The following is a 26,444-nucleotide window of genomic DNA, read 5'->3' on the forward strand; positions in this document are numbered from 1 at the left end:
GAGATTACATGGAGCAACAAGAAAATCAAAATAGAAAGTTGTTGTTAATCGGTTTAGTAATCGCGATGCTATTTGCTGCATTAGATGGAACAATTGTTGGTACAGCAATGCCACGTATCGTCGGTGACCTAGGCGGATTAAGTTTAATGACATGGTTAACGACAGCTTATATGTTAACATCAACGACAGTTGTACCAATTGCAGGTAAATTAGCGGATTTACTTGGTCGTCGTAACGTATATATAACAGGGCTAGTTATTTTCATGATTGGTTCGGCGTTATGTGGTATGGCGAATGGTATGACAGAATTAATTATTTTCCGTGGTATTCAAGGTCTTGGTGGCGGTATTATGATGCCAATGGCTATGATTATTATTGGAGATATGTTCACGGGAAAAGAACGTGCGAAATGGCAAGGTATTTTTGGTGCGTTATACGGTCTTGCTTCTGTAATTGGACCGCAAGTTGGTGGTTGGATTGTAGATGCAGTGAACTGGAGATGGGTATTCTACATTAACTTACCGGTTGGTATTTTAGCAACAATCTTTATTGCAATGGGATTAAAATCACATAAACAAACAGGACCAATTAAAATTGATATCGCTGGAATCTTTACGATGATTCTAGGTGTTGTAAGTTTATTACTTGCGCTAACGTTTGGCGGAAAAGATTATGCATGGGATTCTTGGCAAATTATCGGTTTATTCGCACTAGCTGTAATTGGTATCGTTAGCTTTGTTATTGTTGAAACGAAAGCTGAAGAGCCGATTTTACCAATGCATTTCTTTAAAAATCGCACATTTACAATACTGAATGCGATTGGATTCTTTATGAGTATTGGAATGTTCGGCGCGATTATGTTCGTACCATTCTTCATGCAAGGTATTGTAGGAGTAAGTGCTGCTGAATCAGGAACAATTATGACTCCAATGATGATTACAATGATTGTAATGAGTATTATCGGTGGGCAACTTGTATTAAAAGTTGGTGTAAAACCACAAATTATCGCAGGTATGCTTATTATGGCCGGTGGTTTTTGGTTATTAACAACGATGGATATGCACACAACGAAGCTTACAGCTACTTCTTATATGATGGTTATCGGTTTAGGAATGGGTCTTGTAATGCCGACATTAACATTAGCGTTACAAGAAAGCTTCCCGAAAAAAGACCTTGGTGTCGTAACGTCATCAAGTCAGTTCTTCCGTCAAATTGGTGGAACATTTGGTATTACAATTTTAGGATCAATTATGAATAACACTTCAGGTACAACGTTAACAAATAAATTAGTACCTGTATTAGATACATTCCCGAAAGAAGCGGGACAAATGGTAACGAAATTTAAAGATATGATTCACACAGATCCACAAGGTTTATATTCGATGCTATTTAGCCCAGAGGCATTAAAACAAATGCCAGAAGCGTTTGCTAACAGCATTGTACCTATTTTGAAAAACTCTTTAGTAGACTCGCTTCATACTGTATTCTTAACAGGATTAGTATTTATCGTAGTAGGTGCCATCTTTACGATTTTCTTACAAAAAATTAAACTATCAGATCGTAAAAAAGATGCTGAAGAGCCTGCTGTTGAAGAAAAAGAAAAAACTGTATCATACTCGTAATGAAGAAGCATCGCCTTATGGCGGTGTTTTTTTGAGTATAACCTTAAAAGCTTTTTAGTGAGAAATGATTGACGTATTTTTAGAAATACGTTATATTATTTTCTGTAAACGGTTACATGAAATGAGGAGAAAAGAGAATGAGTACGATTAAAGACGTTGCGAAATTAGCGGGAGTATCTGTTGCGACCGTTTCCAGAGTTCTAAATAAAAATGGATATGTTCATGAAGATACATTAAAAAAGGTAGAGCGTGCAATAGAGATGTTAGATTATAAGCCTAGTACAGTAGCGCGTTCACTGTATAATAAAAAGTCTCGTTTAATTGGCTTAGTTGTTCCGAATATCGTGAATCCGTTCTTTCCAGAAGTTGCACGTGCCGTAGAAGATGTAGCACATAAACAAGGTTACACAGTTGTTCTTTGTAACTCTGATGAAAGTTTAGAAAAAGAGAAACAATACATTGATGTACTTAGACAAAATAATGTAGATGGATTTATTGTAGCAACGAATCCACAAAATAGTGTTAATTACATGAATTTATCTGTTCCGGTTGTTGCGATTGACCGTATGTTTAATGAGCGTATTCCTACTGTATATGCAGATAACTATGCAGGAAGTCAGGCTGCGACAAAGTTGTTACTAGATAAAGGATGTAAACATATTGCACATATTCGCGGACCACGTGATGTGAGTACTGCAAATGAACGTTTTGAAGGTTTTGTAGACGTTATTACGCAAAATAATCTTTCGTATATGATTGCGGAGAGTACGTTTGAGCCAGCAAATAGTGAGCGTGTAGCGATGGAATTATTAGAAGAATACCCGCATATTGATGGTATTGTTGCTGGGAATGATTTAATTGCGATTGGTATTGTAAAGGCTGCACTTCAAAAGGGGATTGCCATTCCAGATGATTTACAAATTATCGGATTTGATGGCATTTCTTTAACGGAAATGATGTATCCATCTATTACAACAGTTGCACAACCGATATATGAAATGGGGAAAATTGCAACAGAGTTGTTGTTAGAGCAAATGGAAGGAAATACATTAGAAGAGAAACACTATCGTTTGCCAATTGAAATTATAGAACGAAATACAACGAAGTAAGGAGATGAAACAGATGCCAAATATTGCAGTAGTAGGAAGCATTTCAATGGACTTAGTGGCTGTTTCAAAAAAACGGCCGAAAGCAGGAGAAACAGTAATTGGTGAAGCGTTTCATACAATCCCAGGAGGGAAAGGGGCAAACCAAGCAGTTGCTGCAGCTAGGTTAGGAGCAAATGTAGCAATGGTTGGAGCGGTAGGAAATGATGATTATGGAACAGTAGTTAGAAAAAATTTAGAGAACGAACGCATTTTTATCGATTATGTGGTACCGGTTACAGATAGAACGACAGGAATTGCTCATATCGTTTTAGCAGAAGAAGATAACAGTATTGTTGTCGTACAAGGGGCAAATGCTCTTGTAAATAAGTCAGTTGTAGATCGCTCCAAAGACCTTCTTGTAAAAGCGGATATGGTTGTTCTTCAACTAGAAATTCCACTTGAAACAGTAAAATATGTATTGGCTATTTGTGAGGAACATAATATTCCTGTTATGTTGAATCCAGCGCCAGCACAAGTTTTATCAGAAGAAATTTTAGAAAAAGCAACTTATATTACGCCAAATGAACATGAGTGCCGCATCGTATTAGATGATTTTACATCACCAATTGAAGATTTATTGGCGAAGTATCCAAATAAATTATTGATGACAGAAGGTTCTAACGGTGTTCGTTTCCATAATGGAACAGAGATTGTACATGTTCCTAGCATTGCTGTTGATGTAGTGGATACAACTGGAGCTGGTGATACATTTAATGGTGCGTTAGCAGTTGCACTTTCTGAAGGAGAGACACTTCAAAAAGCAATTCGTTTCGCGAATATTGCCGGTGGTCTTTCTGTAACGAAACTTGGGGCACAGGGCGGTATGCCAACGAGAGATCGAGTACGTGAAGTGCAGGTGATTGTTGGATGAAAAAGCATGGTGTATTAAACAGTGAAATCGCGGCAGTCCTTGCTTCACTTGGGCATACAGATACGGTTGTAATTGCTGATTGCGGTTTACCAATTCCTGACGGAGTAAAACGAATTGATTTAGCTGTTGAGATTGGAAAACCGAGTTTTTTAGAGGTGTTACAAGTTGTAGCTGATGATATGGCAATCGAAAAAGTGACGTTAGCAGAAGAAGTCATTATAAATAATGCAGAAGTAAATAAAGAGATCGAACGGAAATTAATAGAGCCAGCATTTGAGTATGTATCTCATGAACAATTTAAAGAGCATACAAAGAAAGCGAAGGCAATTATTCGTACAGGCGAGGCTACGCCTTATGCAAATGTAATTTTACATGCAGGCGTGATTTTTTAATAAAGGGAAGTGATGGGAATGCATATTGAAATGAAAAACATTTCAAAGGCGTTCAATGGCAATCCTGTTTTGAAGAATGCACAGTTTATGATTGAAACAGGAGAAGTCCATGCATTGATGGGGGAAAATGGAGCGGGTAAATCAACGCTCATGAAGATTTTAACAGGTGTATACAAAAAAGATGGTGGGACAATCAAGATTGATGGGCAAGAGCGCACCTTTAAAAATGCGAAAGAAGCTGAAGAGTACGGCATCGCATTTATACATCAAGAACTAAACATATTGCCGAATTTAACAGTAGCTGAAAATATGTTTCTCGGTAAAGAGTTAATGTATGGGAAAACAGGTATTTTACGCACTCGACAAATGAACGCGATTGCGCAGCAGCAACTAGCAGAGCTAGGGCTGCATGTAAGAGGCGCTATGTTAGCAGAGGAATTATCGGTTGGACAACAGCAAATTATCGAAATTGCGAAAGCATTAATGACAAACGCGAGCGTTATTATTATGGATGAACCTACTGCGGCACTGACGGATCGTGAAATCGAAACGCTCTTTACAGTAATCAATAAGTTACGTAAAGAAGGTGTTTCATTCGTGTACATTTCGCATCGTATGGAAGAGATTTTCTCAATATGTGATGCTATTACGATTTTGCGTGATGGAGAATACGTGGGAAAGAGATTAATTCCAGAAACATCATTTGATGAAGTAGTGAGTATGATGGTGGGGCGCAGCATTGGTGAACGTTACCCAGAGCGAAATAGTCAAATTGGTGATGTCATTTTTGAAATGCGTAATGGAACGAAGAAAGGGAAATTTGAAAATGTTTCGTTTCAAGTGAGGAAAGGTGAAATCCTTGGTGTAGCTGGTTTGATGGGGGCTGGTCGCACTGATATTATGAAAGCGATATTTGGTTATGAACCTTTAGACTCTGGACAAATTTTTATAAATGGACAAGAAGTAAAGATTGATAGTCCAATAGATGCAATTAGACAAAGAATTGCTTTCATTACAGAAGATAGAAAGTCTGAAGGATTAGTGTTAGATTTTTCAATTCGAGAAAATTTAGCTTTACCGAATTTAGAAAATCTTTCAAAGGGAAGTGTTCTAAGCAATGAGCTAGAACAACAGTTTACAGAGGATATGATGAAGCTTCTTAATGTGAAAGCATCTAGCGGAGAGCAGGCAGTGAAATCTCTTTCTGGTGGAAATCAGCAAAAGATTGTAATCGCAAAATGGCTAGGCATTCATCCGCAATTACTCATTTTAGATGAGCCAACAAGAGGTGTCGATGTTGGAGCGAAAAAAGAAATTTACTCTATTATGAATAAGCTTACAGAGCAAGGCGATGCCGTTATTATGGTATCATCTGAGCTTCCGGAAGTTTTAGGGATGAGTGATCGAGTTCTTGTTATTCATGAAGGAAAAGTCGGCGGAATTTTAGGGAAAGATGAGGCATCACAAGAGTCTATTATGGCACTAGCTACAGGGGGAGAGTAAGGATGGCTAAGAAGGGGAATGTATTACAACAACTCGGTTCTTTAATCGGTTTAGTATTAATTATCGTCGTAATTACAGCTTTAAATCCAGCGTTCATTGAAATTCCAAATTTATTTAATATACTGCGTCAAGTATCGATTAATGCGCTTATTGCATTTGGAATGACCTTCGTAATTTTAACAGGGGGTATTGACTTATCGGTAGGTTCTATTTTAGCATTATCAAGTGCACTTGTTGCTGGAATGATGGCAAGTGGCATGGATCCGTTCCTTGCAATGGCAGTTGGACTATTAGCAGGTCTTGTAATGGGAATTGTAAACGGTATCATCATTGCGAAAGGAAAAGTAGCTCCATTTATTGCAACTTTAGCAACAATGACTATTTTTCGTGGGTTGACGCTTGTTTATATGGACGGACGTCCGATCACTGGTCTTGGTGATCATTTAATGTTCCAAATGTTTGGCCGCGGTTATTTTCTTGGTATTCCGGTACCCGCTGTTACAATGATGATCGCTTTCGCAGTACTGTACTTCATTTTGAAGAAAACGACATTTGGTCGCCGTACATTTGCAATTGGTGGAAATGAAGAAGCAGCAGCACTATCAGGTATTAATGTTACGAGAATTAAAGTAATGATTTACGGTCTTTCCGGAATTTTGGCAGCGCTTGCAGGTATTGTCTTAACATCACGATTAGATTCTGCACAGCCGACTGCAGGTACTTCTTATGAATTAGATGCAATTGCAGCAGTTGTATTAGGTGGAACAAGTCTTTCTGGGGGAAGAGGATGGATTGTTGGTACATTCATCGGTGTACTTATTATCGGTGTACTAAATAACGGTTTAAATTTATTAGGTGTATCTTCTTTCTTCCAACAAGTTGTAAAAGGACTTGTAATCTTATTAGCTGTATTAATTGATCGTAGAAAAGAAGCGTAATGGAGGGACAGTTCATGAAGAAATGGTTACTTATACTCGTTGCATGTATTATGGTCATTACTGCTGGTTGTTCAATGGAACCGCCAGAATGGGCAAAGGATTCTAGCGATAAAGGTCGAAATAAAACTATTAAAGTTGGATTCTCTGTTTCAACTTTAAATAATCCCTTCTTTGTAACTTTGAAAAAGGGGGCAGAAAAGAAAGCGAAAGATAGTGGCATCGAATTGATTGCTGTTGATGCGCAAAATGATGCAGCAAAGCAAACGAACGATGTTGAAGATTTAATTCAAAAGGGTGTCGATGTAGTTGTTATTAATCCGACCGATTCAGATGCTGTTGCTTCAGCAGTAAGTGCAGCAAACGCAGCAAATGTTCCTGTTATTACAGTAGACCGCGTTGCGAATTCAGGTAAGGTTGTTTCTCACATTGCATCTAATAATATCGAAGGTGGTCAAATGGCTAGTGATTACATTCGTGAATTAGTCGGCGAAGGAGCAAACGTTGCTGAGTTAGAAGGAATCCCTGGATCGTCTGCTGCTCGTGAACGTGGGAAAGGATTCCATAACGTAGCCGATAAGTCTTTAAAAGTAGTTGCCAAACAAGCGGCTGATTTTGATAGAGCGAAAGGATTATCTGTTATGGAAAACATTTTGCAAGCAAATAGCGATATTAAAGCCGTGTTTGCTCATAACGACGAGATGGCATTAGGTGCACTTGAAGCATTGAAGTCTGCTGGAAAAACAGATGTAGTAGTTGTTGGATTTGATGCAACAGAAGATGCTGTGAAAGCGGTTAACGATGGGCGTATGGCTGCAACAGTCGCTCAAAAACCAGAATTAATCGGAGAGAAGGCGATGCAAACAGCAAAAGAGATAACACAAGGTAAAAAAGTGGACAAATCTATTCCGATTGAATTAGAGCTTATTAAGAAAAATAAATAAATATAAAATGAAAATTAGGAAGGAAGAACAACAAATGAAATTCTTTATTGATACAGCAAACATTAACGAAATTAAAGAGGCAAATGAATTAGGCGTATTAGCTGGAGTAACGACAAATCCATCACTTGTAGCAAAAGAAGGCGTAGATTTCCACGAGCGCATTCGTGAAATTTGCAACGTTGTAGAAGGACCTGTAAGTGCAGAAGTAATTAGCTTAGAAGCTGATAAAATGATTGAAGAAGGAAAAGAATTAGCGAAGATTGCTCCAAACGTTGTTGTAAAAGTTCCAATGACAACAGAAGGTTTAAAAGCAGTAAAAGCGTTCTCTGATTTAGGAATTCGTACAAACGTTACATTAGTATTCTCAGCAGTTCAAGCATTACTTGCTGCTCGTGCTGGTGCAACGTACGTTTCACCATTCTTAGGTCGTTTAGATGATATCGGTCATAACGGTATGGATTTAATTCGTCAAATCGCAGAAATCTTTGCAATTCATGGTATCGAAACAGAAATCATCGCAGCATCTGTACGTCACAGCGTTCACGTAACTGACGCAGCATTAAACGGTGCACATATTGCAACAATCCCAGCAAACGTAATTGCTTCATTAGTGAAGCACCCATTAACAGATCAAGGAATTGAGAAATTCTTAGCTGATTGGGAAAAAACACAAGAGAAATAATAGAAAAGCAAGAATCCTAGTTTAATTGACTAGGATTCTTTTTTATTTAAAAGAATTTTCATGCAATTTTGCATATTGTCTTTTAAATTTGTTATATAAGATATTTAATATATATCACATAACTCTTTATTTTTAATATTTCGACATAAAGTGAAACTTTAATCAGTGGGGGCTTTGTTCATCCCCCCACTGATTATTAATTGAACCAAGGGATAAAAAGATAGAGGGTCTGACCAGAAAACTGGAGGGCATGATTCTATAACAAAAAGCTTAATGTTTATAGAATTATGTCTTTTTATATAGGGAGGGTAGTAAACAGAGATTTGGACAAAAATGCACCGATTTATCTGAATTTTAAGTTTTATAAAGGGGAGAAATGGAATGAGAAGAAAAGCACCATTTAAAGTGTTGTCATCATTAGCAATTGCGGCAATTATCGGATGTACATCTGTAATGAGTGCTCCGTTAGCATATGCAGAAACGGTAGCAAAAGAGAAAGATAGTGTATCTACAACACCAATTGATTACAATTTAATTCAAGAAGATCGTTTAGCGGAAGCTCTGAAAGAAAGAGGAACAATTAATCCAGCATCTTCTAAAGAAGAGACGAAAAAAGCTGTTGAGCAATATATTGAAAAGAAACAAGGAGATCAGGCGAATAAAGAAATTCTTCCAGATGCTCACTCACAAGAAACATCTGATTTCACAAAAAAAGTAAAAGAGAAAAAGATGGAAGAAAAGGAAAATGTAAAAAAGGCTGAAAAAAATGTTAGCCTTGAGCAAAAGCCAGAACCAAATAAAAAGCAATTGAATGGGCAAGTTCCAACTTCAAAAGCAAAGCAAGCTCCATATAAGGGATCTGTTCGATCGGATAAAGTATTAGTGTTACTCGTTGAATTTAGTGATTATAAACATAATAATATTGATCAAACACCAGGTTATATGTATTCGAAAGACTTTAGTAGAGAACATTATCAAAAGATGTTGTTCGGTAATGAGCCGTATACTTTATTTGATGGTTCAAAAGTAAAAACGTTTAAACAATACTATGAAGAGCAGTCTGGTGGTAGTTATACGACAGATGGATATGTAACGGAGTGGCTAACTGTTCCAGGAAAAGCATCTGATTATGGAGCTGATGGTAGCAGTGGTCACGATAATAAAGGTCCAAAGGGTGCACGTGATTTAGTGAAAGAAGCTTTGCATGCAGCTGCTGAGAAAGGACTAGATTTATCCCAGTTTGATCAATTTGATAGATATGATACAAACGGGGACGGGAATCAAAATGAACCTGACGGTGTAATTGATCATTTAATGGTAATCCATGCTGGTGTTGGTCAAGAAGCTGGTGGCGGTAAATTAGGTGATGATGCGATCTGGTCACATCGTTCAAAATTAGCAGTAGATCCAGTAGCGATTGAAGGTACGAAATCAAAGGTAGATTACTTTGGTGGTAAAGTAGCAGCACATGATTACACAATTGAACCAGAAGATGGAGCTGTAGGTGTGTTTGCACATGAATTTGGACATGATCTTGGATTACCAGATGAATATGACACGAAATATACTGGAAATGGTTCACCAGTCGAAGCTTGGTCATTAATGAGTGGAGGTAGTTGGACAGGGAAAATCGCAGGAACAGAGCCGACTAGTTTTTCACCACAAAATAAAGACTTCTTACAAAAGAATATGGGTGGCAACTGGGCAAAAATATTAGAAGTAGATTACGATAAAATTAAGAGTGGTGTGGGAGTTCCTACCTATATTGATCAAAGTGTTACGAAATCAAATCGTCCAGGCGTTGTACGTGTTAACTTACCAGGTAAAAGTGTTGAAACGATTAAACCGGAGTTTGGAAAGCATGCATATTATAGTACAAGAGGCGATGATATGCATACAACGTTAGAGACACCATTCTTTGATTTAACAAAGGGAACAAATGCAAAATTCGATTATAAAGCAAATTATGAGTTAGAAGCAGAGTGCGATTTCGTCGAAGTACATGCAGTAACAGAAGATGGAACGAAAACATTAATTGATAGACTTGGGGAAAAAGTAGTCCAAGGAGATAAAGATACAACAGATGGGAAATGGATTGATAAATCATATGATTTAAGTCAATTTAAAGGCAAAAAAGTGAAACTACAATTCGACTATATTACAGATCCGGCTGTAACATATAAAGGTTTTGCGATGGACAATGTAAATGTAACTGTTGATGGACAAGTTGTATTTTCTGATGATGCAGAAGGACAGTCTAAAATGAATTTAAATGGTTTTGTTGTTTCTGATGGGACAGAGAAGAAAGCTCATTATTACTACTTAGAGTGGAGAAATTATGCGGGATCAGATAATGGTTTAAAAGCAGGAAAAGGTCCAGTGTATAATACAGGTCTTGTCGTTTGGTATGCAGATGATAGCTTTAAAGATAACTGGGTTGGGATGCATCCAGGCGAAGGATTCCTTGGTGTTGTTGACTCTCATCCAGAAGCGCTAGTTGGTAATTTAAACGGGAAACCAGCATACGGTAATACGGGCATGCAAATTGCAGATGCTGCATTTTCATTTGATAAAACACCAGCATGGAGTGTAAATTCATTAACACGTGGTCAGTTTAACTATTCTGGATTACAAGGTGTTACAACTTTTGATGATTCAAAAGTATATAGTAACAAGCAAATTGCAGACGCAGGAAGAAAAGTTCCAAACCTTGGACTTAAATTCCAAGTTGTTGGACAGGCAGAAGATAAATCGGCAGGCGCTGTTTGGATTAAACGTTAATAACATAAAAGCACATTCTTCATATGAAGAGTGTGCTTTTTAATTTGTACAGTAAGTTATTATTTTAGTTTATCCCGCATTAACGGTCAGTAAGATCCCCACCTCAAAATTCAGTGGAAGTAAAGAAGTGAGTTGTGAGATCAACTGCCCGTAAAAGCCCGATTGGTTCAACTAATAATCAGTGGGGAGGAACAAAACCCCCACTGATTAAAGTTTCACTTTATGTAATACAAGTGTTTATTCATGTGTACTGTATCAAATTATGTGGGGAAAGGAAATATTTCCGAGGAAATTGTCGAAGTATCGTCAGTATTTATAAACTTTCTGTTTAAAAGAAGAGATGTATTATTGCCTTTACGGCTCAATTTATTTACATTGTTATTTGGTTATACACAAAAGTAATATATTGGGCAAAAAGAGTTCTATTCGATAGGGCTCTTTGGCTTTGTATTTGATATACAAATATTAACCTCAATTGTTTGGAAATGTATCTTCTTGTTTAGCGTCATTTGGACTTTAACTACAGTTTTTGTTTTTCGTTTATATGAAGAGGGAGATGAGCCGTTACCTTTTATATTTAAATTAATTGGCATTATTCCAACGCTTCCATTATATTACGGGTTATATCAATATGCATTAAAAAAAAGACAACGATGGATTATCCCATCATTGTCTTTTTTACTTTGCTTCTTACATAAATCATCCCAGCAAATGTTAATAAAAATGCTGTCCCGATAATGAAGCTGACGCTAGGTGATGCTCCGATTGCGCCGACTGTAAAGGAGCCAGCAACAACTCCTAATGAGAAGAAGGCATAAAATAATCCGAATGCCTTTCCGCGATTATCGTCTGTAGTATTTTCAACGAGTAAAGCGTTAATAGACGGAAAGAGGATTGCGAATCCAATTCCATAAATCATCATTACGATAAAGAGCATACCTTTTGTAGCAAATAATCCGAGTAAAGATAATGCGAATGCCATAACTGCAATTCCGATTAGCATTAGTTTCGAACGATTAAATCGATCATAAATACGATTTGTTGGAAGCAAGAAGAAGAGGATAGCAGTTATACCAAATACACTTAACATCATGCCTGTTGTAGATGCTTTAAGCGCTAATGCCTCAACTTTTACTGGTAACATATAAGTGACAATTCCTTGTGAAAACATTAATGTGAAAGCACCAATATATGCTTGTAATAACGGTTCTGATTTTAAAAGTTCAACCATATCTTCTTTGTTCATCATTTGCGTTCTTGATGTATCTTTTCTTGATACGTTATTTGGTAAGAAGAATAGAGATACGATCGTACCAAGAGCCATTAAAATAGAAATAGTAATGAAGACCCACTCTACGCCAGCTGTTGCTTTCATAATACCGCTGAAAGCAGGTCCTACGATTGCGGCTGTTCCAACAGCAGCACCAGATAGAGCCATTGCTTTTCCTTGTCTTTTTGCATTTGTTTGTTTTGATAAAAATGTAAAGGCAGCAGGAATTAAAAAGCCATCACTAAATCCATGCATAAAGCGCACAACTAATAGTTGTTCACCACTTTGAACACCGGTGTATAACAAGACTATGAAACTCGTAATTCCCATGCTTATATAAAGGATTTTTTTTGCACCAAATTTATCGACAGCGGCTCCAGCAATAATATTACCGATCATATTAGCGAATGAGTACATACCGACAACTAGCCCGATAATAAGAGGAGTTCCTCCAAGGCTTTGAGCGAAAGTACTCATAATAGGTAATTGTGAAAATGTATCTAAAAATGCCACGATAACGATAAAGTAAATAAAATATTTCAAGCGATATTCACCTCTCCTATGCTATTATGGCACAATGCTAATTTCACCTGCAATGAAATTGAATTAACAGATGTGGAAAAAAGTACAAAGTGACAAAATATTGAACGTTATTTGTAAAAAATTAGTGGGGATGTGATTGTTTTTTTGAAATATATGGATAGAAGTATTATAATAGAATTGTAAACTTCACCAGGTTAAGTATATACATAGAGAGGGATGTATAAAATGAAAGCACTACTTTGGCATAATCAACGTGATGTACGAGTAGAAGAAGTACCAGAACCAACAGTAAAACCAGGAACAGTGAAAATCAAAGTTAAATGGTGTGGTATTTGTGGGACAGACTTGCATGAATATTTAGCAGGGCCTATTTTTATTCCAACAGAAGAACATCCATTAACACATGTGAAAGCACCTGTTATTTTAGGTCATGAGTTTAGTGGTGAGGTAATAGAGATTGGTGAAGGCGTTACATCTCATAAAGTGGGAGACCGCGTTGTTGTAGAGCCAATTTATTCTTGTGGTAAATGTGAAGCTTGTAAACATGGACATTACAATGTTTGTGAACAACTTGTTTTCCACGGTCTTGGCGGAGAAGGCGGCGGTTTCTCTGAATATACAGTAGTACCAGAAGATATGGTTCATCACATTCCAGATGAAATGACGTATGAACAAGGTGCGCTTGTAGAACCAGCAGCAGTAGCAGTTCATGCAGTACGTCAAAGTAAATTAAAAGAAGGGGAAGCTGTAGCGGTATTTGGTTGCGGTCCAATTGGACTTCTTGTTATCCAAGCAGCTAAAGCAGCAGGAGCAACTCCTGTTATTGCAGTTGAACTTTCTAAAGAACGTCAAGAGTTAGCGAAATTAGCAGGTGCGGATTATGTATTAAATCCAGCAACTCAAGATGTGTTAGCTGAAATTCGTAACTTAACAAATGGGTTAGGTGTAAATGTTAGCTTTGAAGTAACAGGTGTTGAAGTTGTACTACGTCAAGCGATTGAAAGTACAAGCTTTGAAGGACAAACTGTAATTGTTAGTGTATGGGAAAAAGACGCAACAATTACTCCAAATAACTTAGTATTAAAAGAAAAAGAAGTTATTGGTATTTTAGGATACCGTCACATCTTCCCAGCTGTTATTAAATTGATTAGCTCCGGTCAAATTCAAGCAGAGAAATTAATTACGAAAAAAATTACAGTGGATCAAGTTGTTGAAGAAGGATTTGAAGCACTTGTAAAAGATAAAACACAAGTGAAAATTCTTGTTTCACCTAAATAAGATAGAATCGAATAGAGTAGCCCTTTTCTAGAAATAGAAGAGGGCTACTTTTTTTCTATACTGAAAGGTGATAGACTTTCCTTTGACTCAATGTATTTTTGTTTGGAAGGGAGAATCTAATGCTTTCATTTTTGTTAACTTTAAAGCGAATGTTAAGAGCCTGTTTACGAGCGTGGAAAGATAAAGAATTTCAAGTATTATTTGTATTAACAATTTTGACTTTAATATCGGGTACGATTTTTTATAGTACAGTTGAAGGATTACGTCCTATTGACGCTTTATATTTTAGTGTGGTCACGTTGACGACTGTCGGTGATGGGAATTTTAGTCCGCAAACTGATTTCGGAAAGATATTTACAATCTTATACATATTTATTGGGATTGGACTAGTGTTTGGATTTATTCATAAGTTAGCAGTTAATGTACAATTGCCAAGTATATTATCGAATAGAAAAAAAGAGTAAAGCATTCAGATGCTTTACTTTTTTTTTACATTAGTTTAGACAAGCCTTAATAATAGTTTATTAAAATGAAAGTGTATTCATTCATTATATTCACTGTGTATAAAGTTATAATGATATGAACATTTGCATATTTTAATTTATTGATAGAAATTTCATGAAAGGTGGGATATTCTAGTCATAGGTTAACCGGATGACATCATAGGATCCTAACAAAATGTTTACAATAATTCAATTATAAAATGGAGGATTTTATATGAAAAAGAAAGTACTTGCTTTAGCGGCAGCTATTACATTAGTTGCTCCATTACAAAGTGTTGCATTTGCTCATGAAAATGATGGGGGACAGAGATTTGGAGTTATTCCGCGCTGGTCTGCTGAAGATAAACATAAAGAAGGCGTGAATTCTCATTTATGGATTGTAAACCGTGCAATTGATATTATGTCTCGTAATACAACACTTGTAAAACAAGATCGAGTTGCACTATTAAATGAATGGCGTACTGAGTTAGAGAACGGTATTTATGCTGCTGACTATGAAAATCCTTATTATGATAATAGCACATTTGCTTCACATTTCTATGACCCTGACAATGGGAAAACTTATATTCCATATGCAAAGCAGGCAAAGGAAACAGGAGCTAAATATTTTAAATTAGCTGGTGAGTCTTATAAAAATAAAGATATGAAACAAGCGTTCTTCTATTTAGGATTATCTCTTCATTATTTAGGGGATGTAAACCAACCGATGCATGCGGCAAACTTTACGAATCTATCGTATCCACAAGGATTCCATTCTAAATATGAAAACTTTGTAGATACGATAAAAGATAATTATAAAGTAACGGATGGAAATGGATATTGGAACTGGAAAGGTACGAATCCAGAAGATTGGATTCATGGAGCGGCAGTAGTTGCGAAACAAGATTACGCTGGCATTGTAAATGATAATACGAAAGATTGGTTCGTGAGAGCTGCTGTATCACAAGAATATGCAGATAAATGGCGCGCTGAAGTTACACCAATGACAGGTAAGCGTTTAATGGATGCACAACGTGTTACTGCTGGATATATTCAGCTTTGGTTTGATACGTACGGAAATCGTTAAGTATTTAAAAAAGGTCAAATCTCAGAATAGAGTATTTGGCCTTTTTATCACTATACAATACATGGAGGTATGAAACGTGAAAGGTAAATTGCTAAAAGGTGTACTTAGCTTAGGTGTTGGTTTAGGAGCTTTATATAGCGGAACGTCAGCTCAAGCAGAAGTGTCTACAAATCAAAATGATACATTAAAAGTGATGACGCATAATGTATATATGCTATCAACAAACTTATATCCGAACTGGGGACAAACTGAGCGTGCTGATTTAATCGGGGCGGCAGATTATATAAAGAATCAAGATGTAGTTATATTAAATGAAGTGTTTGATAATAGCGCTTCAGATCGTTTATTAGGGAATTTGAAGAAAGAATATCCAAATCAAACAGCAGTATTAGGTCGTAGTAGTGGAAGTGAATGGGATAAAACGTTAGGAAACTATTCATCTTCAACTCCTGAAGATGGTGGCGTTGCGATTGTGAGCAAATGGCCAATCGCTGAAAAGATTCAATATGTATTTGCAAAAGGATGCGGGCCAGATAATTTATCGAATAAAGGATTTGTATACACGAAAATTAAGAAAAATGATCGTTTCGTTCACGTGATTGGGACGCATTTGCAGGCTGAAGATAGTATGTGCGGAAAAACTTCACCAGCATCTGTACGTACGAACCAATTAAAAGAAATTCAAGATTTTATTAAAAATAAAAATATACCAAATAATGAGTATGTGTTAATTGGTGGTGATATGAACGTAAATAAGATAAATGCAGAGAACAATAATGATTCAGAGTATGCATCTATGTTTAAAACATTGAACGCTTCTGTACCATCTTATACTGGATATACAGCGACTTGGGATGCAACGACAAACAGTATTGCAAAATATAATTTCCCTGATAGTCCTGCCGAATATTTAGATTATATTATTGCAAGCAAAGACCATGCGAACCCATCGTATATAGAGAATAAGGTGTTACAGCCGAAATCTCCACAATGGACTGTTACATCATGGTTCCAAAAATATACGTATAATGATTACTCTGATCATTATCCAGTAGAGGCGACTATTTCTATGAAGTAGTTTCAAAAAGTTTCTTCGTAAAGAAGAAACTTTTTTTATTTGCAAACAGGAAAATCATACTTTCTTTCCAATATGTATAAGACATATTGAAAAGAGGAGAGAAAAATGTGGATCGAGGAATTTTTAAAGAAGTTCCATTACCGTGTGCATTTTTGGATGAAGTGGCTTTAGATAGAAATATTCAATCGATTATAGAGTTAAGTGGAAATAAGAAGATTCGTATAGCGAGTAAATCGTTACGTTCTGTTCCGATTATGCAAAAGATTTTAGCTGCAAATGATCGATTTCAAGGTATTATGTGCTTTTCACCTAGAGAGGTTTTATTTTTAATAGAACAAGGATTTAATGATTTATTGCTCGGATATCCTGCTTATGATGAAAGAGCTTTGTGTGAAATTAGTTTGCTAACAAAGAAAGGTTTCATTATAACTTGTATGGTGGATTGTGAAGAGCATATTGTGTATTTAGAAAAAATTGCTGAGAAATCTAAAGGATGTTTTCGTGTTTGTTTGGATATTGATATGAGTAGTCGTTTCTTTCAATTTCATTTTGGTGTACAAAGATCCCCAGTAAAAAATGTGCAGGATGCGTTGAAAGTAGTAGAAAAGGTGAGAAGGTCATCATATTTAATGTTAGATGGTGTGATGGGTTATGAAGCTCAAATTGCTGGGGTGGGAGACCATATACCGAATCAATGGCTGAAAAGTAAAGTGATTTCGTATTTAAAGCAGAAATCAGTGCTAGAAGTGAAAGAAAGAAGAGAACATATTGTAAAAGCAATACAAAAACTTGGTATTGAGCTAAGGTTTGTAAATGGAGGTGGAACAGGAAGCATAAAAACAACTGAGAAAGATAATTCAGTTTCAGAGATTACAATAGGTTCTGCTTTTTATTCTCCGAAGCTGTTTGATTATTATAAAGAGGTGAAATTTCATCCAGCGGTCGGATTTGCTTTACCAGTTGTGCGTAAACCAGTCCCGTTTATTTACACTTGCCTAGGTGGTGGATATATTGCTTCAGGAGCAGTTGGAAAAGATAAAGAGCCTGAAGTTTGGAGACCGAAGGGTGCAAAACTATTAGCTTTAGAAGGTGCTGGCGAGGTACAAACGCCAATTTTTTATAGCGGCGAGGAACGAGTGGATATAGGAGAGTCCATTTTGTTTCGTCATAGTAAGGCTGGTGAATTATGTGAGCGCTTTCCTTTTTTGTATCGTGTTAAAAAAGGAGAGATTGTTGGGGAGTATTCAACATATCGGGGGGATGGCCAATGCTTTCTATAAAGGGACAAAAGTGGAGGAATTGGACAGGGAATGTAGAAGGAACGCCGCATTATACGATGTATCCAGAAAGTATACAAGATGTAGTAGAAGTTGTGGGGCTTGCACGAAAAAAGGGGCGGAAAATTCGTGTTGTTGGTTCAGGACACTCGTTTACACCCCTTGTGCAAACCGAAGAAGTTTTAGTTTCTTTAGATGAATTGAAGGGCATTGTGAATATTGATGAAGAGAAGATGGTCGCTGAAGTGTGGGCAGGAACAAAGTTATATGATTTAGGGAAGTTACTTGAGGAAAAAGGCTATGCGCAAGAAAATTTAGGGGATATTGATTCACAATCTATTGCAGGAGCGATTAGTACGGGGACTCATGGAACGGGTATTACCTTTGGGAGTTTATCAACACAAGTTATAGAGATTACGGCAGTTTTATCTAATGGTGAGAGTATAGTTTGTTCGGAAACTGAGAACGTAGAATATTGGAGAGCGTTTCAGTTGTCACTTGGAATGTTAGGTATCATTGTAAAGATAAAATTAAAGGTTATTCCAGCGTATTCACTCGTTTATGAAAGTGAAAAACAGTCATTATCCACTGTAATGAACAAACTAGAAGAATATAAGAAGCATCGTCATTTTGAATTTTTCGTTTTTCCTTATTCTGATGAAGTACAAGTAAAACTTACGAACGAAACAACGAATACAGGCAGTGATTTGAAATGGCATAAATTAAAGGTGGAGTTACTTGAAAATAGGATGTTCTCTTTACTATCTAAAGGGTGTAAATGGTTTCCTTCTATAAGTAAAGGCGTGAGTCGATTATCAGCTAAAGCTGTACCAAACACAAAAATAATTGGCCCGAGCTATGAAGTATTTGCTACATCACGTACGGTACCATTTTATGAAATGGAGTATAGCATTCCTTCAAAGTATATGAGGACGGTTGTAGAAGAAATCTCAAATCTTATTGAAAAGAAAAAGTATAAGGTGCACTTCCCGATCGAATGCCGCTATGTGAAAGGTGATGATATATGGCTTAGTCCAGCCTATGGAAGAGATTCAGCGTATATCGCTGTTCATATGTATAAAGGTATGAAATATGCTGCTTACTTTGGCGAAGTGGAAAAAATTTTTCTGAAGTATGAAGGGCGTCCGCATTGGGGGAAAATGCATACATTATCGTATGAGCAATTACAAGATATATATCCAGAGTTTCATTCGTTTTTACAGGCGAGGAAGTCTCTAGATGAACTTGGAATGTTTTTTAATCCTTATGCAGAAAAGTTATTTATCCCGCTATTTGCCGGGCAGTAAGACCCCCACTGATTAAATTTTAACATTATGTATATAAAAAAGCTGACAAATAATTATTTGTCAGCTTTTTTTAGTGTAATTGCATTTCTTGTATGACTAATATGTTCATAAAATAGTAGTTTATCACGGCTAAATACATGCAGTAAAACATGAATAATGAATAGGCCGTTAATGATAAATAGGAATAACAATGTAACGAGTAATACTAAAGGTTCTGTATGATTTAACATAGAGCTACTAGAAAGAATATAATTGATTCCGCCTAACGCAAAATAAAATATACCGTAGCGAATAAATAGTTCTTTTAATGTAATACGATCTGATTTTCCTTTCAGATGAATGCGAAGCAATGCTTTCCCAATTGTTTTTCCATTTGTAAAGTATGGAATAAGAATAAAATAAATAAGGATTGAACACGTAATGAAAATGAGTTCATACATATTCGTGTAAGATTGCATATTAGAAACGAAGAAAGAATTTCCTTTGTTTTTAACGACAGGTACGACGATAGATAAGAAAATCCAATCAATTTGCATCGCGATAAGGCGACGAATGAATCCGACTGGTTTCGTTTCCAAATCAATATGACTATCTAACTCGTTTGTCTTCGGAAGGAAGTACGTAAATATTGGTGCAATGATAAAACCAATTACGCCACCTAATGTATTTAAAAACAAATCATCGATATCAAATAATCGGTATGCACAATTGTATATACCGTATAATCCAGTCACTTGTGTTAGCTCGAAAAATAGTGAAAGGAAAAAGGAAATGCAAATTGTTTGTAAGAAACTACGTCGGAAATAATAACGTAAGTAAATACCGAATGGAACAGTTAATAGAACATTAAATGCAACTTGTAAAAACGCAGACTCTTTTAATAAGTAGAAATAAGTAGCTGGTTTCGTTAAAACTGCCGATGTATGACTACTAATCTCTTGTATGAAATAAAATGGTGAGAGTTGCATGTGTTGTGTATTAGCTGGTTGTAGGCTACAAGTATCAAACGTTTGTGGTAACGGCAAAATAACAAGAAAATAGGCATTTAATAAGTAAAGTAATAATGAGTATAAAATAAATGAGCGCCATTTATTTAAATAACCGTATTTTCGATAATTAAATATTAAAAAAGGGATTAAAAGAAACATTGCTAAAAAGGGGAATAAAATAAATGCTGTTTTTACTGGAAATAAATATGCAGTCAAAGTAAAACTCCTTTCAATGAAAATTCGTTTATCATTATAGCGCTAAAAATATTTAAATACAAAGTTAAAATCTTTCGAAATAGAAATAATTACTAATTTTATAGGAATTAAGTTATAATAAATTTAATATAAGGATATTATGATTATGTAAGTTGAGAGAGGGTACAAGAGATGCGATATGAACTTTTTTCTGTAAGTGGGGATCATATTACGACTTTTGAAAGTGCATGGCGTTTTCAGGAGGGAGAACAGATTTTTGTTCATGATGATCAAACAAAAAGAAACTTTATTATTATTCGTCTGACGCATGATGTATTTCAACAAAATAAACATGTTATTCGTTTGTATTGTCAAGAGAAGAAAGTGTATGCATAAGAGAAGCCCTCTTACAGTATGAAAAGTAAGAGGGTCCTTATCTTGTTATTTGTGAACAGCCCGATTGATGAGGGCTGATTAAAGTTTCACTTTATCATTTTGCCCCTCGTAAGGAATAAAAAGAGAAGGGTTAATGCACATAGGTAGCATTTGATTTGGAAGAAAGTATATAGCCTTGTATTTTGTGCTTCAAAGTTACATGGCCTTCTCTTTGAGAAAGCCATGTATGGTAATCTTGTTGTGTTTTCCATAACAGACGAATCATATATTCTGCCTTATCATTTGTACGATGAACATGTGAAAACTCTATGTTAATACAACCGTTCGTTCCAGGGGAAGGATAATATTGTTTAAGCCCATAAAGTAGCTCATTTTCATATTCGTACTTAATGTGAATGAGTTTAGTAACTATAAACATATAAACACCTCTTTTACGATAATAGTAGGAAAGATAGAATTACTGTAATAGTAAACTTAAATAATATTATACTATTCAGAAAATTATGAGTAAATAATAGATTTTAACTTAATAGAGGTATAAAAAAGCGAGTCATTCTATTACACTAGATGACTCGCTTTCAATTTGTAAGTTTTACTTTATAAGAAAATAAGAGTAAGTACACCTACGATAATACAATAGAAAGAGAAATATTTTAAATTTCCTTTTGCCATAATGTTCATAAACCATTTTAGTGAAATATACGTCATGATAAATGTTGCGATGAATGCAACGACATATGGTACGAATAATGTGTCTAGATTTGGATCATTTGCAATGTCTGTAATGCTTAACAATAAGCCACCTAAGCTAACAGGAATGTATAGTAAGAATGAGAAGCGAAGTGCTGTTTCTTGCTTCATACCAAGTAACATTGCTGCTACGATTGTGGCACCAGATCGGCTTATTCCGGGAATCAGTGCGCAAGCTTGTGCTAATCCGACGATGATTGCATCTTTCATAGAAAGGTCGCCATCATTTTTACGACCGCGTAAATTTCTAATAATCCAAAGGCCGACAGCAGTAATAAGAAGGGAAATCCCAACCATCTTCACACCTTTTAAGTACTGATCGATGTAATCTTTAAATAAAACACCAATAACACCTGCTGGAATGGTTGCAATAACAAGATAAATAATAAAGAAGAAATCTGATTTTGCGTCTTCTGCTCTTGTAAATATATAAGAGAGACCATTCTTCGTTAGACGAATTAAATCATTTCTATAAATAAGTAATACAGCTAATAATGAAGCTGAATTAACAAGTAGTTCGAAGCTAAACCCTTCTATTTTTAGTCCTAGCAAATGTTGTGCTAAAACGAGATGACCACTTGAAGAAATCGGAATTGGTTCTGTTAGTCCTTGGAACAGACCGAGAATTAAATATTTTAAAACGTAGTAAAATTGTTCCATAATAACCTCCTTGTTTATTAGTTGAAAGAAACAACTTTTCCATTATAACAAAGATATGGATGAATATTGAAAAGAAATAAATATTCGAAATAAAATAAAAATCCCTTATAGCAGTATAAGGGATTTTTATTTTTAATTAAGAAGTTACTGTTTCTTGAAGACTTTTAGACAATTGAACATCGACTTTTTCAGCATCATGAATATGATTCATAATAGTAGTATTTAATTTTTGGAACATTTGTTGCGTGTTAGCGAATTCTCGTAATATGTCATCATTACAAGACTTTTGGTTTTCGATAGCCTTAATAACATTTGTAGCACCATTTTGTAACGTTTGAATCATAACTAAAATATTTTCAATTCTAGCATTTGTATCGGCGCTCATTTCTACACCTTCATCAACTAAATGTAAATTATCTTTTGTGTTATCATATGCTTTTTCAATTTCTTCCTGAATTTTTTTCGTTAAGTTGCCGATGTTTTTTGTACTTTCTGCTGTACTTTCCGCTAGTTTTCTTACTTCATTGGCAACGACAGCGAATCCCTTACCATGCTCTCCAGCACGCGCGGCTTCAATACTCGCATTTAAAGCAAGTAAATTTGTTTGTGCTGCAATGTTTTGAATGACTTCTACAATTTGCTCGATTTCCTTTGAGCGTTCGCTTAGATGATTCATACTATTAGACGTGCGTTGAGATTGTTCACCTAATTTATTAATTACAATAAGTAAGCGGTGAACGGATTCTTTTCCTTCATTAGAGCAGTCAATAATTTCTGCAATAGACTGAATTAAGCTTTGTTCCTTTTGTAACATTTCATTATTTAACTCATTGGAATGTGTCGTACGTGTTGAAACATTTTCGAAACATGAACTTAATTGTTGAACTAAGCTTTGAAGTGTATTGTGTTGGTTATTTACAAGTTGATGCTCTTGGACAACGCTTTGTACACGATCGTGGATAGTAGAAATAGTCTCTTGCTTTTCAATATCTTTTTGTTTTAATTCTAATTCTAATTCTTGTATACGCTCTTCTAATTGAGCAATTGTATGTTGGAGTGATTTTTTTTGAGTAAACATGTATTTATTTCAACCGCCTTCGAAAGTTATATTTTCTCTATATTTGGATTTTAGCATCTTTTGTATTTTTTAAATATAGGAATTGTTAAATATTTAAGAATCTATTACATTTTATTCATAATTCTCTTTTTTTCGTCACGAAAAATAAACTGTATTTAATCGTTTTGTAAACAAACTGTAAAATAAATCATGTATAACTGTATAAGAAGGGAGTCGGATTATGAACTATTTTAAGCGAATCAGCTGTCTAGTATTAGCAGGAATTATCGGTCTTTCTAGTACAGTCGCTGTTAAAGCAGAGTCAAACGACGAGAAACTTAACAACATGCAACAGCAATTGCAACAAAACGATGCAGAAATGCAAAAGAAAGAGCAAGAGAAGCAAGCTGTTAGTAAAGAAATTAAAGGTATCGAAAACGAACTACATAATTTAAATAATACAATTGCAAAAAATAAAGAGGATCAAGCTGCTATTCAACGTAAAATTGATGAAACACATAAGCAGATTGAACAAAAAAAGGAAGAAATTATCGTTTTAGAGGATAAAGTCCTTGCTCGTAAAGATATTATGAGAAAACGTATGGTTTCTGTTCAGAACAGTTCAAATACAAGTTTAGTAGTAGAAGTTGTAGTAGAGTCAAAAAACTTTGCAGACTTCTTACAACGTATGAACGCAGTTTCTACTATTCTAGAAGCTGATAAAGAAATTTTACGTCTACAAGAACAAGATCTTCGTCAAATTGAAGAGGACAAGAAAACAATTGACGAAAAAGAAGCATCTTTAGTAGTAGATAAACAAAAATTAGCAAAAGCGCAAGCTGAACTGCAAGATAACCTGAAAAAACGTCAAGATAACTTGCAAACAGTTCAAGCTAAATATAATGAAGTTGCAAGCCAACTTAATTTAGCAGCGGAAGAGAAAGCTAAAATTGAATCAAATATGAAGGCAGTACAAGAAACGATTGCTCGTGAACAAGAAGCAGCAAGAATCGCAGCGGAAGAGCGTGCAAAAGCAGAAGCGGCTGCAAAAGCAGAGCAAGAAGCTTTAGCGAAAGCACAAGCGGAAATTGCTGAAAAGCAAAAGCAGGAAAAAGCTAATAAACCAGCTGAACCAGTTGCTAATAATAATTCGAAGGTAGAACCTACAAAACCTGCACAACCTGAACCATCTTCTAAGCCAACTGCTGGTGGGAAAGAAATTTATGTAGAAGCTACAGCTTATACAGCTGATCCAGGAGAAAATGGTTATGCGCCAGGTCAACAAGTATTTTCTGCATGGGGACCAGGTGGTAAAGGTTATAATCTAACTGCAAACCCAGGAATGAAATTAATTGCTGTAGATCCAAGTGTTATTCCATTAGGTAAGACTGTAAATGTTGAAGGTTATGGAGTAGCAATTGCAGCCGATACTGGTGGAGCTATTAAGGGGCATAGAATTGATGTTTTAATGCCAGATAAAGGTTCATCAAGTAGCTGGGGCAGAAGAACAGTTAAAGTTACAATTTTAAACTAACAAGTAATCCAACTTTACAATACGTAGAGTTGGATTTTTTTATAATAATAATGTTAAGTTGAGTTTACATTTTGTTAAGGATAGCATACAATAATGGTGAGAGGTGGTAAATTTGACCATTTTAAACAGAGTAAAAGAATTAAGAGCTCGTTTTAACTTTACGCAAAGTGTATTAGCAGAAAAGGTTGGAGTAACGAGACAAACAATTGCTGCAATTGAAAAAGGTGATTACGTTCCTTCGTTGTTATTAGCACTTACGATTTGTGATGTGTTTCAGTTAAAGATGGAAGACGTGTTTGTTTTAAATAAGGAGGGGGAAGAGGATGAATAGAATTGTTTTTTCTTATATCATAAACGTGCTTTATACTGCTTTAGCATGCTGGACATTTGTTGAATTTTATAGTGTCATTACAGAGTTAGCAGATATAATTAAAAACGAGAAATTCCCATTTGAAGTATGGTTTAATGGAGTACCATTCATTTTATTATTTATTGGAGCAATTATAGTTACAATTTTTTATAGAATTCAAAAGAAAAAATATAAGAATTTATCTTTTTGGATGTATCCATTATTATTTCCGCTAGAAGATGAACGTGAAAAAGCGATTACGGATAAAGCTTGTCGAACAACATTTGTATCGTTATGGTTTGTGTTACCTTGTGCAGTTGGATTTTTAACTTTTTCGCCTATTATTAATGAATATCTTCCTGGATACCCATTATATATTCTATTTTCTATTTTCTTTATTCAAATGACAGTATTTCACGTATCACTATACAGAAATAAATTAGCTTAAAAAGAAACCTTCTTGCACTGGCAAGAAGGTTTCTTTTTAAGCTAATACTTGTACATATAGCGATATTATTTTATCATTTTATATAGAGTAAGATTTTGTAAGGGAAAGGAACTGTGTATGAATAAGCAAAGAATTTATAGTATAGTAGCAATTCTGCTATTTGTTGTAGGTGGCGTGTTAATTGGAAAGCCATTTTATGATGGATATCAGGCTGAAAAGAAACAGACTGAAAATGTGCAGGCTGTTCAAAAGATGGATTATGAAAAGCATGAGACGGAATTTGTAGATGCTTCCAAAATTAATCAACCAGACTTGGCGGAAGTAGCGAATGCATCATTAGATAAGAAACAAGTAATTGGTCGTATTTCGATTCCAAGTGTTTCAGTAGAACTGCCTGTTTTAAAAGCTTCTACTGAAAAAAACTTATTATCAGGTGCAGCGACAGTAAAAGAGAATCAAGTTATGGGAAAAGGAAATTACGCATTAGCAGGACATAACATGTCTAAAAAAGGTGTTTTATTTAGTGATATAGCTTCTTTGAAAAAAGGCGATAAAATTTATTTGTATGACAATGAAAATGAATATGAGTATGCGGTTACTGGTGTATCTGAAGTGACTCCTGATAAGTGGGAAGTTGTAGAGGATCATGGGAAAGATGAGATAACGCTTATTACATGTGTATCTGTAAAGGATAATTCTAAGCGTTATGTTGTTGCTGGTGATTTAGTAAGAACGAAGGCGAAGAAGTAAAAAAGAAGGTGAACTCTTTAAAGAGTTCACCTTCTTTTTTACTAATGTTGAGAAATAATAGAATATTTTGGTTTGTATTCAAATATTATTCTATTTATGTATAATAAAGTTAGGAT

25 protein-coding genes and 1 pseudogene are annotated in these 26,444 nt (G+C 35.4%); 21 read left to right on the plus strand and 5 right to left on the minus strand.

Features of this window, described 5'->3' with window-relative positions:
• Positions 1-8: 8 nt before the first annotated feature.
• The 10 genes and pseudogenes from ACTFRM_RS27000 to ACTFRM_RS27045 all read left to right on the plus strand — a co-directional run.
• Positions 9-1,622: an MDR family MFS transporter gene (locus tag ACTFRM_RS27000; protein WP_000437647.1), complete on the plus strand. Its 1,614-nt coding sequence runs from the start codon at positions 9-11 to the stop codon at positions 1,620-1,622.
• Between the two features lie 137 nt (positions 1,623-1,759).
• The gene (gene rbsR, locus ACTFRM_RS27005; protein ID WP_000104051.1) at positions 1,760-2,731 is read left to right on the plus strand and encodes a ribose operon transcriptional repressor RbsR; all 972 of its coding nucleotides are present in this window, start codon (positions 1,760-1,762) and stop codon (positions 2,729-2,731) included.
• Positions 2,732-2,744: 13 nt separating this feature from the next.
• Entirely contained in the window at positions 2,745-3,641 is an 897-nt protein-coding gene (rbsK, locus tag ACTFRM_RS27010; RefSeq protein ID WP_001132865.1) for a ribokinase, read from the plus strand.
• Positions 3,638-4,033: a D-ribose pyranase gene (gene rbsD, locus ACTFRM_RS27015; RefSeq protein ID WP_000716152.1), complete on the plus strand. Its 396-nt coding sequence runs from the start codon at positions 3,638-3,640 to the stop codon at positions 4,031-4,033. Before rbsK ends, rbsD begins: the two co-directional genes overlap by 4 nt.
• Positions 4,034-4,051: 18 nt before the next feature.
• Positions 4,052-5,536, plus strand: a complete 1,485-nt coding sequence (gene rbsA / locus ACTFRM_RS27020; protein ID WP_000546778.1) for a ribose ABC transporter ATP-binding protein RbsA — start codon at positions 4,052-4,054, stop codon at positions 5,534-5,536.
• 2 nt (positions 5,537-5,538) lie between these two features.
• On the plus strand, positions 5,539-6,474 hold the full coding sequence (locus tag ACTFRM_RS27025) for an ABC transporter permease subunit (protein WP_001074641.1): 936 nt from the start codon (positions 5,539-5,541) through the stop codon (positions 6,472-6,474).
• Positions 6,475-6,488: 14 nt separating this feature from the next.
• Positions 6,489-7,415 (plus strand): ribose ABC transporter substrate-binding protein RbsB, encoded by a 927-nt coding sequence (gene rbsB / locus ACTFRM_RS27030; RefSeq protein ID WP_000758976.1) that lies wholly within the window; start codon positions 6,489-6,491, stop codon positions 7,413-7,415.
• A 34-nt stretch (positions 7,416-7,449) separates the two neighbouring features.
• A complete protein-coding gene (gene fsa / locus ACTFRM_RS27035; RefSeq protein WP_000667670.1) occupies positions 7,450-8,097 on the plus strand; it encodes a fructose-6-phosphate aldolase in 648 nt (215 codons plus the stop codon).
• A 381-nt stretch (positions 8,098-8,478) separates the two neighbouring features.
• Positions 8,479-10,878: a M6 family metalloprotease immune inhibitor InhA2 gene (gene inhA2 / locus ACTFRM_RS27040; RefSeq protein WP_001252985.1), complete on the plus strand. Its 2,400-nt coding sequence runs from the start codon at positions 8,479-8,481 to the stop codon at positions 10,876-10,878.
• Positions 10,879-11,307: 429 nt separating this feature from the next.
• A pseudogene (locus ACTFRM_RS27045) lies at positions 11,308-11,616 on the plus strand (hypothetical protein); the annotation flags it as partial.
• On the opposite strand, the gene ACTFRM_RS27050 reads toward ACTFRM_RS27045, so the two are convergent.
• Complete coding sequence (locus ACTFRM_RS27050; RefSeq protein WP_173600766.1) at positions 11,537-12,691, minus strand: MFS transporter; 1,155 nt, start codon at positions 12,689-12,691, stop codon at positions 11,537-11,539. The pseudogene ACTFRM_RS27045 and the gene ACTFRM_RS27050 sit on opposite strands and share 80 nt — an antisense overlap.
• A gap of 225 nt (positions 12,692-12,916) precedes the next feature.
• Here ACTFRM_RS27050 and bdhA point away from each other — a divergent pair, with 225 nt between their 5' ends.
• The 6 genes from bdhA to ACTFRM_RS27080 all read left to right on the plus strand — a co-directional run bounded on the left by bdhA (position 12,917) and on the right by ACTFRM_RS27080 (position 19,200).
• Positions 12,917-13,969 (plus strand): (R,R)-butanediol dehydrogenase, encoded by a 1,053-nt coding sequence (gene bdhA / locus ACTFRM_RS27055; RefSeq protein ID WP_000645827.1) that lies wholly within the window; start codon positions 12,917-12,919, stop codon positions 13,967-13,969.
• Positions 13,970-14,088: 119 nt separating this feature from the next.
• Positions 14,089-14,433 carry a potassium channel family protein gene (locus tag ACTFRM_RS27060; protein ID WP_000948210.1) on the plus strand — a complete coding sequence of 115 codons (345 nt, stop codon included), beginning with the start codon at positions 14,089-14,091 and terminating at the stop codon, positions 14,431-14,433.
• A 253-nt stretch (positions 14,434-14,686) separates the two neighbouring features.
• Positions 14,687-15,538 carry a phospholipase CerA gene (gene cerA, locus ACTFRM_RS27065; RefSeq protein ID WP_000730997.1) on the plus strand — a complete coding sequence of 284 codons (852 nt, stop codon included), beginning with the start codon at positions 14,687-14,689 and terminating at the stop codon, positions 15,536-15,538.
• A gap of 76 nt (positions 15,539-15,614) precedes the next feature.
• The gene (sph, locus tag ACTFRM_RS27070) at positions 15,615-16,616 is read left to right on the plus strand and encodes a sphingomyelinase C (protein WP_000676804.1); all 1,002 of its coding nucleotides are present in this window, start codon (positions 15,615-15,617) and stop codon (positions 16,614-16,616) included.
• A 107-nt stretch (positions 16,617-16,723) separates the two neighbouring features.
• The gene (locus ACTFRM_RS27075) at positions 16,724-17,896 is read left to right on the plus strand and encodes an amino acid deaminase/aldolase (RefSeq protein WP_000373754.1); all 1,173 of its coding nucleotides are present in this window, start codon (positions 16,724-16,726) and stop codon (positions 17,894-17,896) included.
• Entirely contained in the window at positions 17,884-19,200 is a 1,317-nt protein-coding gene (locus ACTFRM_RS27080; RefSeq protein ID WP_000948959.1) for a D-arabinono-1,4-lactone oxidase, read from the plus strand. Before ACTFRM_RS27075 ends, ACTFRM_RS27080 begins: the two co-directional genes overlap by 13 nt.
• Positions 19,201-19,253: 53 nt before the next feature.
• Here the strand turns inward: ACTFRM_RS27080 and ACTFRM_RS27085 are convergent, their stop codons facing one another.
• Positions 19,254-20,405: a VanZ family protein gene (locus ACTFRM_RS27085; protein ID WP_000128025.1), complete on the minus strand. Its 1,152-nt coding sequence runs from the start codon at positions 20,403-20,405 to the stop codon at positions 19,254-19,256.
• Positions 20,406-20,576: 171 nt separating this feature from the next.
• Between ACTFRM_RS27085 and ACTFRM_RS27090 the strand changes: the two genes are divergently transcribed.
• Positions 20,577-20,780: a hypothetical protein gene (locus ACTFRM_RS27090; protein ID WP_001268332.1), complete on the plus strand. Its 204-nt coding sequence runs from the start codon at positions 20,577-20,579 to the stop codon at positions 20,778-20,780.
• A gap of 130 nt (positions 20,781-20,910) precedes the next feature.
• On the opposite strand, the gene ACTFRM_RS27095 is transcribed toward ACTFRM_RS27090, so the two are convergent.
• The 3 genes from ACTFRM_RS27095 to ACTFRM_RS27105 form a co-directional block, all read right to left on the minus strand.
• Positions 20,911-21,198 (minus strand): hypothetical protein, encoded by a 288-nt coding sequence (locus ACTFRM_RS27095; RefSeq protein WP_000471238.1) that lies wholly within the window; start codon positions 21,196-21,198, stop codon positions 20,911-20,913.
• A gap of 179 nt (positions 21,199-21,377) precedes the next feature.
• The gene (locus tag ACTFRM_RS27100; RefSeq protein ID WP_000434794.1) at positions 21,378-22,190 is read right to left on the minus strand and encodes an undecaprenyl-diphosphate phosphatase; all 813 of its coding nucleotides are present in this window, start codon (positions 22,188-22,190) and stop codon (positions 21,378-21,380) included.
• Positions 22,191-22,326: 136 nt separating this feature from the next.
• On the minus strand, positions 22,327-23,268 hold the full coding sequence (locus ACTFRM_RS27105; protein ID WP_000495037.1) for a methyl-accepting chemotaxis protein: 942 nt from the start codon (positions 23,266-23,268) through the stop codon (positions 22,327-22,329).
• A gap of 220 nt (positions 23,269-23,488) precedes the next feature.
• Between ACTFRM_RS27105 and ACTFRM_RS27110 the strand changes: the two genes are divergently transcribed.
• The 4 genes from ACTFRM_RS27110 to ACTFRM_RS27125 all read left to right on the plus strand — a co-directional run bounded on the left by ACTFRM_RS27110 (position 23,489) and on the right by ACTFRM_RS27125 (position 26,328).
• Positions 23,489-24,781, plus strand: coding sequence for a 3D domain-containing protein (locus tag ACTFRM_RS27110; protein ID WP_001105777.1), 1,293 nt, complete (start codon positions 23,489-23,491; stop codon positions 24,779-24,781).
• A 112-nt stretch (positions 24,782-24,893) separates the two neighbouring features.
• Positions 24,894-25,112 carry a helix-turn-helix transcriptional regulator gene (locus tag ACTFRM_RS27115; RefSeq protein ID WP_000154019.1) on the plus strand — a complete coding sequence of 73 codons (219 nt, stop codon included), beginning with the start codon at positions 24,894-24,896 and terminating at the stop codon, positions 25,110-25,112.
• Positions 25,105-25,578 carry a hypothetical protein gene (locus ACTFRM_RS27120; protein WP_001080043.1) on the plus strand — a complete coding sequence of 158 codons (474 nt, stop codon included), beginning with the start codon at positions 25,105-25,107 and terminating at the stop codon, positions 25,576-25,578. The genes ACTFRM_RS27115 and ACTFRM_RS27120 overlap by 8 nt, the downstream gene beginning before the upstream one ends.
• A 117-nt stretch (positions 25,579-25,695) precedes the next feature.
• The gene (locus ACTFRM_RS27125) at positions 25,696-26,328 is read left to right on the plus strand and encodes a class A sortase (RefSeq protein ID WP_001041726.1); all 633 of its coding nucleotides are present in this window, start codon (positions 25,696-25,698) and stop codon (positions 26,326-26,328) included.
• The last annotated feature ends 116 nt before the right edge of the window (positions 26,329-26,444 follow it).

Origin of the sequence: Bacillus cereus group sp. MYBK227-1 (genome assembly GCF_051916325.1) — a bacterium.
Classification (GTDB): domain Bacteria; phylum Bacillota; class Bacilli; order Bacillales; family Bacillaceae_G; genus Bacillus_A; species Bacillus_A cereus.